The organism is Hyphomonas sp. (assembly GCF_037969335.1).
GTDB lineage: Bacteria > Pseudomonadota > Alphaproteobacteria > Caulobacterales > Hyphomonadaceae > Hyphomonas.
This window is the reverse complement of sequence record NZ_JBBKXE010000092.1, coordinates 1-8510: the sequence shown is the minus strand read 5'-3', so window position 1 is coordinate 8510 and position 8510 is coordinate 1. Positions and strand designations below refer to the sequence as shown.

Annotated in this window: 11 protein-coding genes; 3 read left to right on the top strand and 8 right to left on the bottom strand. The window is 62.7% G+C overall.

What is annotated here, in order from left to right; translation table 11 throughout:
• Window positions 1-611 (top strand): M23 family metallopeptidase (locus tag AADA04_RS07385; RefSeq protein ID WP_340692613.1); only part of this gene is annotated, 611 nt, incomplete at its 5' end.
• Window positions 612-617: 6 nt separating this feature from the next.
• Here AADA04_RS07385 and AADA04_RS07380 read toward each other — a convergent pair.
• The 3 genes from AADA04_RS07380 to AADA04_RS07370 are packed head-to-tail and all read right to left on the bottom strand — an operon-like array spanning window position 618 to window position 3541.
• Complete coding sequence (locus AADA04_RS07380) at window positions 618-1784, bottom strand: crosslink repair DNA glycosylase YcaQ family protein (protein WP_340692612.1); 1167 nt, start codon at window positions 1782-1784, stop codon at window positions 618-620.
• Window positions 1785-1792: 8 nt separating this feature from the next.
• Window positions 1793-2764 (bottom strand): quinone oxidoreductase, encoded by a 972-nt coding sequence (locus AADA04_RS07375; RefSeq protein ID WP_340692611.1) that lies wholly within the window; start codon window positions 2762-2764, stop codon window positions 1793-1795.
• Window positions 2765-3541 (bottom strand): TerC family protein, encoded by a 777-nt coding sequence (locus tag AADA04_RS07370; protein WP_340692610.1) that lies wholly within the window; start codon window positions 3539-3541, stop codon window positions 2765-2767.
• Between the two features lie 93 nt (window positions 3542-3634).
• Between AADA04_RS07370 and AADA04_RS07365 the strand changes: the two genes are divergently transcribed.
• On the top strand, window positions 3635-4225 hold the full coding sequence (locus AADA04_RS07365; RefSeq protein WP_340692609.1) for a ribonuclease HII: 591 nt from the start codon (window positions 3635-3637) through the stop codon (window positions 4223-4225).
• 7 nt (window positions 4226-4232) lie between these two features.
• On the opposite strand, the gene AADA04_RS07360 is transcribed toward AADA04_RS07365, so the two are convergent.
• Genes AADA04_RS07360 through gntA form a run of 4 tightly spaced genes read right to left on the bottom strand, consistent with a single transcriptional unit; the run spans window position 4233 to window position 7324 of the window.
• Window positions 4233-5018 carry a transglutaminase family protein gene (locus AADA04_RS07360; RefSeq protein ID WP_340692608.1) on the bottom strand — a complete coding sequence of 262 codons (786 nt, stop codon included), beginning with the start codon at window positions 5016-5018 and terminating at the stop codon, window positions 4233-4235.
• Window positions 4996-6051, bottom strand: coding sequence for a hypothetical protein (locus AADA04_RS07355; RefSeq protein WP_340692607.1), 1056 nt, complete (start codon window positions 6049-6051; stop codon window positions 4996-4998). The genes AADA04_RS07360 and AADA04_RS07355 overlap by 23 nt, the downstream gene beginning before the upstream one ends.
• A complete protein-coding gene (locus tag AADA04_RS07350; RefSeq protein ID WP_340692606.1) occupies window positions 6051-6665 on the bottom strand; it encodes an urea carboxylase-associated family protein in 615 nt (204 codons plus the stop codon). Before AADA04_RS07350 ends, AADA04_RS07355 begins: the two co-directional genes overlap by 1 nt.
• Entirely contained in the window at window positions 6629-7324 is a 696-nt protein-coding gene (gene gntA, locus AADA04_RS07345; protein ID WP_340692605.1) for a guanitoxin biosynthesis heme-dependent pre-guanitoxin N-hydroxylase GntA, read from the bottom strand. Before gntA ends, AADA04_RS07350 begins: the two co-directional genes overlap by 37 nt.
• Window positions 7325-7480: 156 nt before the next feature.
• Between gntA and AADA04_RS07340 the strand changes: the two genes are divergently transcribed.
• Window positions 7481-7903: a GIY-YIG nuclease family protein gene (locus tag AADA04_RS07340; RefSeq protein ID WP_340692604.1), complete on the top strand. Its 423-nt coding sequence runs from the start codon at window positions 7481-7483 to the stop codon at window positions 7901-7903.
• 75 nt (window positions 7904-7978) lie between these two features.
• On the opposite strand, the gene AADA04_RS07335 is transcribed toward AADA04_RS07340, so the two are convergent.
• On the bottom strand, window positions 7979-8344 hold the full coding sequence (locus AADA04_RS07335; protein ID WP_340692603.1) for a hypothetical protein: 366 nt from the start codon (window positions 8342-8344) through the stop codon (window positions 7979-7981).
• Between the last annotated feature and the right edge of the window lie 166 nt (window positions 8345-8510).

The window sequence follows — 8510 nt, the reverse complement described above, 5'->3', positions numbered from 1 at the left end:
CCATCACCGCCCGCGACGATGAATTCCGTACGATCAAGGGCTTCGACTGCGACAAGGTCGATGCCCGCTCGGCTGAGCAGAAAGCCCATGCCGCGCGCAGCTGGCAGATCAAGCAAGAGGCGTTTGCCCGCCTGAATCCCGGTCCCGGTGCGCTGAGCGGCTTCATCAAGCCGGCCGATGTGCCCGCCTCCTCGCCCTTCGGCCCGACACGGAAATATATCGGCGTCTCGAAAGTCACCGGAAAGCCGTGCGAATCGACCTCTGTCCATCAGGGCTATGACATGGCCGCCCCCATCGGCACGCCGGTCGTTGCCCCGGCGGGCGGCACGGTCATTCTCGCCGATCCCGACCTCTATTATGAAGGCGGAGCTGTCTTCCTTGACCATGGCCATGGCCTGACCTCTGTCTTCATGCACCTCTCCGAAGTCGATGTTGCTGCCGGCGATGTGGTCAAGCGCGGCGACCTTCTCGCCAGGACCGGCAATTCCGGTCGCACGACCGGCCCGCACCTGCACTGGGCCGTCAAATGGCGGAACATCGAGAGCACTGATCGCGGTGGCGATTTCTATATCGATCCGGCGCTGTTGCTGGACCTGCCCGTCAAAGACTGAACGCCCTTACACCGTTCGCCAGACCACGTCCGTTGCCCCGACAAACCGCGCAAGCCGCCCGAGCTCCGCCTCGAGTTTCGCTTGCCGTGCGCCCGTCCATTTCACGCCGGGCTCGGGCCATAGCGCAATCACGCTGAGTTCGCCCTTGTTGCGGTCCGACTTGACCTCGATCCGCCCGACGAACCGGTCGCCCTCGAGCAGCGGATAGACATAGTATCCCCATTGCCGCTTGGCGGCGGGCACGAAAATCTCGATCCGGTAGTCGAAACCGAACAGGCGCGCGAGACGGTTGCGATCGCGGATCACCGGGTCAAACGGGTTGAGGATGCGCAGGCGGGATGTGGGCGCCGGGGTGGTAGCGAGGCGGTCTTCGATGTCCGGCAGGGCCAGAGCGGCACTCCACATTCCGTTCGACGATTCGATTTCGACCGGCACAAGTGCGTCGGCATTCGCCGCTGTCCACGCCTTCACTTCCGGCAAGTCCGCCGCCGCCCAGAAGCGCTGCACATCGCCTTCCGTGCCGAAGGCCAGCCGGGCCAGCGCTTCGCGACACAGCCAGTCGACCTGCGCCGCATCGCTGTGCTCGACCTTGCGCAAATGGTCCGGGATCACGCGATGCGTCAGGTCATAGTATTTCGTGAAATTCTCGCGGTGCGAGGTCGAGAGTTCCCCCGCATACCACATGTAATCGAGCGCCAGCTTGTGCGGCGGGCGGCGCCACATCTCGCGCTTGCCCGCGATCCTGGTGTCGAACGCCTTGGTACTGAGTGGGCCTTCCGCTTCAATGCGGTCGCGAATGCCGGCGCGGCCATCTTCGCCCAGCATGCCGCGATGCCATTCCCAGCGACGCACCTTTTCCTCCAGGCGGCGGAACTGGCGGCGCCACATCGGATAGAAATCCATCGGGATGAGCGAGGCATCATGCGTGAAATGCTCAAACACGTGGCGGTCGCGAGCGAGGCATTTTTCCAGCATCGGTTCGCGGAAATTCTGGTTCCGGCTCCACAGGATATGATCGTGCGCACGGGCGACAACGCGAATCGTGTCCAGCTGGACGAAGCCGAGCCGGCGGATGATATCCGCGAGGTCCAGCGGCCCCGTCGGCGCCGCCGACAGGAGTTGGGCATCGAGCCAGAGGCGGCGGGCGTCCCGGTTTGAAATCCTGAGCGCCATGGCGGGCCTCAGGGTACCAGGATCGTGGCGCCGGTCGTCTTGCCGCTTTCCAGCGCGCGATGAGCGTCCGCGACATCTTCCAGCGCATAGCGCTGGCCAATGTCCGCTTTCAACGTGCCATCCTTCAGCGCGCCGAACAGGAGGCCCGCGCCCCGTGCGAGCGCCTCAGGCGTATCAATGAAATTGAACAGTGTCGGCCGGGTCAGCACAAGCGAACCGCCTTGCGCCAGACGACCGGGCGGTACGGGATCGGCCGCGCCGGATGCGTTGCCATAGGAGATCATCCAGCCGCGCGGCTTCAGGCTGCTGAGGGACGCATCGAAACTTATCTTGCCGACACTGTCGAGCGCCACGTCGACACCCTTGCCGTCGGTCAGGGCCTTCACCTGCGCCGCGACATTATCATAGCCGACAATCACATCGCCGGCCCCGGCAGCGCGCGCCATGGCCGCTTTCTTGTCTGACGACGTGACCGCGATCACGCGGGCACCAAGGCTGACGGCCCATGGCACGAGCAGGCTGCCGACGCCGCCGACGGGCGCCCAGACGAGCAGCGTGTCGCCTTTCTTGATCGGACGGATTTCGAACAACAGCATCCAGGCCGTCAGGCCTTTCAGCATCACGGCCGCCGCCTCCTCATCGCTAATGCCGTCAGGCAAGGGCAACAGGTTCGCGGCCGGCAGGGTCACATGCGTGGCATAAGTACCCGACGCAACATAACCGACGCGGTCGCCCACCTTGAGATTTATCACGCCCTCGCCAACCGCCTCCACGACGCCCGCGCCCTCGCCGCCCGGCGTGAACGGGAATTTGGCTGGGTAGAGCCCGGTGCGGAAATAGGTGTCGATGAAGTTGAGGCCGACCGCCGACTGGTGCACCAGCGCCTGGCCGGGGCCGGGTTGTTTCGGCGCGAAGGGTTCCTTCTTGAGAACCTCCGGACCGCCGGTTTCATGGATTCGGATCGCGTAGGGGGCTGACATTCAATGGTCTCCGGTTTTCGGGGCGCTCTTGCGCGCCTGGATGTTGAGCAATTCCACGGCCAGAGAGAAGGCGATGGCAAAATAGAGGTAGCCACGCGGGATGTGGAACCCGAGACCGTCAGCGACAAGGGCGACGCCCACGAGCAGGATGAAGGACAGGGCCAGCATCTTGGTAGTCGGGTGCTCGCCAATGAATTTGGCGAGCGGGTCGGCCGCAATCGCCATGACGATCGTCGACAGGACAACCGCACTGACCATCACGACCAGATCGTTGGTCATGCCGATCGCCGTGATCACGCTGTCGAGCGAAAAGACGGCGTTGATGACGAAGAGCTGGACGATCACCGCTGTGAACCCACTCTTGGCATCGCTTTCCTGATGGTCCGTGCCTTCGACAGCGTTGTGGATTTCCTGAGTGCCTTTCCACAGAAGGAACAGGCCGCCTGCCAGCAGGATCAGGTCCTTTATAGTCACGTCCTCGACATGATGCATGAGCGCTTCATCACCGCCTGACAGGATTTGGGCGAAGGCGTGCGGCATCTGGAAAAGGGCGTTCTTGTCGAGGCCGATGATCACGAAGATCAGGCCAAGCATCGCAATCCGCAGGAACATGGCGCCCCAGATACCGACGCGGGTCGCCTGCCGCTTCTGCTTGCCTTGCAGCTTGCCGGTGGCGATGGACACGAACAGGAGATTGTCGATCCCGAGAATGACTTCCAGGAAGGTCAGCGTCGCAAGACTGCCCCAGAAGGCGGGAGAGGCCAGGAATTCGAGCATGGTGAAAACGTCCTCGCAGCAGGGATTGGGAGAAACTGCAATGAAGCTGAGGCAAGGGTGGATAGCAAGGGCGACTCGCGTTGCACTGGCACGATGAACCAGCGGCTTCTCTTCACCTGCGGCGTCGATGAGGCCGGACGCGGTCCATGGGCCGGCCCGGTCACAGCCGCCGCCGTCGTGCTCGACACGGCTGCGCCGATCGCAGGATTGACCGACTCCAAGGCCCTCAGCGAAGCCAAGCGCGATGCGCTGGCGCCGCTGATCCGCGAACGTGCGCTGGCCTTCTGCGTCGCCCATGCCAGCGTCGACGAGATCGATACGCTGAATATCCGTGAGGCCACTTTCCTTGCCATGGGCCGGGCCGTGGAGGGCGTCGCCAGCCAATGCGCCCTTGGCATGATCCTGATCGATGGCAACGCGCTGCCGAAATTACTGCCCTGCGACGCCCGCGCCATTGTGAAGGGCGACCTGACGGAACCGGCCATTTCAGCTGCGTCGATCCTCGCCAAGACCGTTCGCGATGCCCTGATGCAGGACCTCGACGCCCGCCATCCCGGCTACGGCTTTGCCCGCCACAAGGGTTATGGCACCGCCGCCCATGCCGAAGCCCTGACCCGGCTCGGCCCCAGCCCTGTGCACCGCACCAGTTTCCGCCCCGTACGCGCGGCGATGCTGGCGGGCTGACCGCTATTCAATCGCCGAGAAATTCGACTGACACTGACTGGCTGAGGCATTCGCAATTGCCGGACGTTGTGAGGAAAGCAATGTCAGCCGCATCCCGACCAATGGCGATGCGGACAAGGTTTTCGACCGGGACGAGCCGGGTTGCATCGACCAGCCACCACGCCCCATCGAGATAGACTTCGAAAACGGCGTGGAAGTCCGGTGGATCAAGTTGCCAAGCATAGGCGCTGACGGCGCGGGACGGCACATTCAGCGCGCGGCATATGCTGATGCCGAGATGCGTGAAGTCGCGGCAGATACCGGCGCGGTCGACAAATGTGTTTTCGGCCGTGGTGCCGGCATGGCTGGCCCCTGGGACATAGTCGACATGATTGTGGACCCAGTCGAGCACGGCGAGGACCTGCGTACTGCCGGGTGCGAGATGGCCGAACTCGCGATGGGCAAAGGCCATGAACTTGTCCGACGGACAGTAGCGGCTCGGCAGCAGGAATTCGAGCACCGGCGGCGGCAGTTCAAGCCAGGATTCCAGCCTTATGCCCGGCGACAGGAGTCGGGGCGTGCTGTTCTCGATGGTGGCTTCATAGATGATGCTGGCCTGGCCTTCGAGGGCAGCCCGGAAGCGCCGCTCGCCGTGACTGTCGGCCATGTCCTGGATGACCGGCGTGTCGGGCGAAAAGGTGAGCGATTCCGACAGGACGGCCTGGCCCGGAGAGCGGGCGACCTGGATCGCAAAAATGGCCTGAGTATCCTCCGGAAAATCATAGAAAAGTTCAGACCTTACGCGGAGTTTCAATGACGTATCCTGTTCTCATGGGTTCACGCGCGTTCCGCGCAGCTTGAGGGGCTGTTGCTGTCACGTCTGGCCGGGCCGCGCCAGCGATCATCGCATGGAAATGCCGGGAAATGGCGTGCATGACGCGGCTGCGGTCATGCCAGGAGAGGTCGACTGCCGGGCCGGTGTCCGTCTTGTTGACATCGACGATATAGATGCGGCCAGAGCTGCTATCGCGCAGGATGTCGAGCGCGGCCCAGTCGAGGGCCATGGTTCCGGCAAAGCGTGTGATGAGATCGAGCTCAGGCCGCGAGAAAACGTCGGGCAGTTCACGGAAGGCCACCGTATCATTGTGCATCGAGAAACGGTCGCCCGCAGGCTTGGTCTTTACCAGAACGAAACGCGGCACACGGCCGATAATGGTCGTGCGATAGTCAAAGGCGGTTGTGCCGTCGGATGAGTCGACCAGATGCTGGTAGGCCTTTCCTGCGGCAGGATCGCAGGGGCAGGTAACGATCCGACCATCGTGAAGGCCATTGGCTTCGCTCTTTTCAACTGCCGGTCCGTGATGGGTGCGGGGGTCAAGACGCAGGGCATAGCCGGCGACATCAGCGAACACATCGGCGACACGGCTTTTCGAGATGTCATTGCAGGCGGAATTGAGCTGGACCAGATTCCCAGCGGGCGGCGGGACGCCCTGGGTCGTATCCTCGAAATAGAAGGCGACATCTGCGCTGGCGGGTGTACGGGCAAAGCGGATGCCGGAGAGGGTCATGGCCGACCAGAGGATGTACCAGGGGCGCGGCCGGTCTGGCGCGAACCAGACAGTGAGGCCGCTTGGCCGCGTCATGCGTACGGCCAGCCCTTTCATCAGGACGACAGCGAAATAGAGACAGAATTTCACGAACTCCGAGGGCGTGATTTCCGCGAGGCCAATCCGGCGGCCCGTCTTCTTCACGATCAAGCCATGGCGGGTCAGCCTGAGATCAGAGAACCAGTTCGCCCTGGCGAAGGTTGATGGCGGGGCGCGGTCAAGGCGGGTCCGGTCGAGCATCAGTCGATACGATACTGGATGGGTTTGTAAGTGAAATTGTTCGACTGGCCTGCCGAACAGGCGGTCAGCGCCATGATGAGATCCATCTCGGCGTGAAACCGGGTGAGGTCGCCCGCCTTGCTGAGGGGCGGCAGGACCTTGATGTCTCCGGTTTCCCCATTTGTTGCCACATGCATGAAAACATTGAAGGCGATGGGAATCTGGTCCGGGCCGATGCCATGGGGTGCCAAAGCCGTTTCGAGATTTCCCTGGCAGCCATGATGGGGAGTCTTGTCGCCATAGATGATGCGGAACGTATCCTTCGAACAGGGCGTCAGCGTGAAGTCATGGCGACCGACCTGATCCTCGCCGATCACCAGCATCGGGTTGCTGCGATTGGAATAGAGAATATCCCCGGTCGTCAGGAACAGGCGGCTGGCATAGTCGATGGACCGGCCCGACGAGATGACCTCATTCGTGTCGTCTGCATTATAGGCCAGCATGTCCGAGACTTGCTGGCCTTCGGGATCGATCACGGTCAGGGTCTGTCCCTTGCGCAGCCGGAAGGCGACGCCTGTCCTGGGTGCGATCGTTTGGATTATGCCGACGTCGGCGCCTTGAATTGAAATGGACATGTCCAGTCGTCTCCCACCTGGCGGCCGCTATATTGCGCGGCCTGATTGCGTTGCCCATGCGTGCCGATCATGGGGTTGATTGATCCGTTTACGTCAAGTTCCTTTTGCCGGATGACCTTTTGCAGGGCCTGGTACCGGCCATCGGCGCGCAATTGCTCGAACTGGTCATGGGAATTGAAAACCAGGGCCGGACGGCAGAACCGCCGCGCCGCGCGCGATGAGCCCGGATGCAGGCCGATCACGAAATAGGCGACACCATTGATACTGATGCCGAAATCGAGCGACGCCGGATCAGGCGAGACGTTCGCGGCCCATGGCACGCCGCGTTGGAGGTCGATCTTGTGCAGGCGTTGCAGCCGTGCCCAGAGGGCCGTCTCGAATGTCTTCTCGTCCATGACCGAGCCGCGGCGAAAGCCGCAAACAAGCGTCTTGAACGGCATCGTGTCGGGGTCGAGTTCCCGGCCGAACCGGCTGAGCGCCGCATGGATGTGCGCGTCGGATTCTTCCGACAGGAAATCGCCCCCTTCGACGAGGCTGACCTGGTCGAGGCGGAGGGCGCTCCTGGCGCCAGCGCAGGGGAAACGCTCGGACCGGATAAAGGCTTCCAGGTCTGCGCTGAGGCCCGCCGGTTGGACGGGCGGCGCGGATGCGGGGGACATGAGGGGGTTCTTGTATGCCATAGCCATAAGAACTTCCGGACCGGTCGAGGGTTCCGATGGAATCACGATGCCTCTGATTCCGGATGCGGCAAACTGTTAATCGCGCGTTAACCAGCCCTGTTTCACCCTGCCACCTTGGGGACGGAGACGAATCGCATGTGGATATTGTTTGGTTGGCACACTTGGTTTGGCGAATCCGGCCGACCCTACCGCTTCAAGATCACGCTGACGCCGAAAGGCCTGCCCGAGGGCGGCGGCATCTATATCTTCGTCCAGCGGCGCTTCGTATTCTTCCTGTTCCCGCTCTATATCGGCAAGGCGACCAATTTCCGCTCGCGCCTGATCGGCCATGAACGCTGGTGGGAAGCCTGGTGGAAGCGCGGCGCCACCGAACGCCACGTCCTGGTGATCAAGAAGGGCGATGATCGCGCCCGGGTCGAAGAAGACCTGATCCGCAACTACCAGCCCCGCATGAACGACATTCTCGTGCCGCGCGGCAAGGACGATGCGCCCAACAACAAGCGCCTGCGCCGTTGGTGGAACATCAAGCGCTGGTTCCGTATCCCGTTCTTCGGCTGAGGTTACGGCCAGCACGTGCGGCGCCTGTGAGGGCGCTTGGGGTGGTGTTCGGGTACTCTGCGGTCGGGATATGGGTCAGGTGTCGGGAATCTTGAATCCGTAGTCCCGGCGAACGCCGGGATCTCGTGAGATTATTCCGGACTGGATGGCCTGAGGCCCCGGCGTTCGCCGGGGACACGGACGTGAGGTGTTCGTCAGTACGCGCGCCAGCCGCTCCGATACGGGTGCACGAAAAGTACACGGATGATGCCCGGACAGATCATCCGACAGTCGGATCACCACGACGCGTCCGTTCCACATCACGCCCCATAGCATTTGACTGCCCGGCCCGCCGGCTGCACGGAACCATGCCTTCAGGCGCTGGATGCGCCAGAAGACCAACGGCCAGATCGGCAGCAGGCACCAGGGCAGGCCCGACATGGGTGTGAGGAGGCTGAACATTGCGGCGCATTATACGCGCAGGTCGGGAGGGGGTGGATAAGTTGGTCTGGCGGCGCGCCTCCCTATCCCCTGGGAGAGGGACCGAGGGTGAGGGAAAATGCCCGTGCCGCCTGAACGTCTGGCGTGTTTGGAGAGATCAGTGCCCCCTCACCCCCAACCCCCTCTC

Excerpts from the sequence above, each read along its gene's own strand:
- AADA04_RS07380 (WP_340692612.1), bottom strand. The coding sequence starts at position 1,784 with ATGGCGCTCAGGATTTCAAACCGGGACGCCCGCCGCCTCTGGCTCGAT.
- AADA04_RS07375 (WP_340692611.1), bottom strand. The coding sequence starts at position 2,764 with ATGTCAGCCCCCTACGCGATCCGAATCCATGAAACCGGCGGTCCGGAG.
- AADA04_RS07370 (WP_340692610.1), bottom strand. The coding sequence starts at position 3,541 with ATGCTCGAATTCCTGGCCTCTCCCGCCTTCTGGGGCAGTCTTGCGACG.
- AADA04_RS07365 (WP_340692609.1), top strand. The coding sequence starts at position 3,635 with ATGAACCAGCGGCTTCTCTTCACCTGCGGCGTCGATGAGGCCGGACGC.
- AADA04_RS07355 (WP_340692607.1), bottom strand. The coding sequence starts at position 6,051 with ATGCTCGACCGGACCCGCCTTGACCGCGCCCCGCCATCAACCTTCGCC.
- AADA04_RS07350 (WP_340692606.1), bottom strand. The coding sequence starts at position 6,665 with ATGTCCATTTCAATTCAAGGCGCCGACGTCGGCATAATCCAAACGATC.
- gntA (WP_340692605.1), bottom strand. The coding sequence starts at position 7,324 with ATGTCCCCCGCATCCGCGCCGCCCGTCCAACCGGCGGGCCTCAGCGCA.
- AADA04_RS07340 (WP_340692604.1), top strand. The coding sequence starts at position 7,481 with ATGTGGATATTGTTTGGTTGGCACACTTGGTTTGGCGAATCCGGCCGA.
- AADA04_RS07335 (WP_340692603.1), bottom strand. The coding sequence starts at position 8,344 with ATGTTCAGCCTCCTCACACCCATGTCGGGCCTGCCCTGGTGCCTGCTG.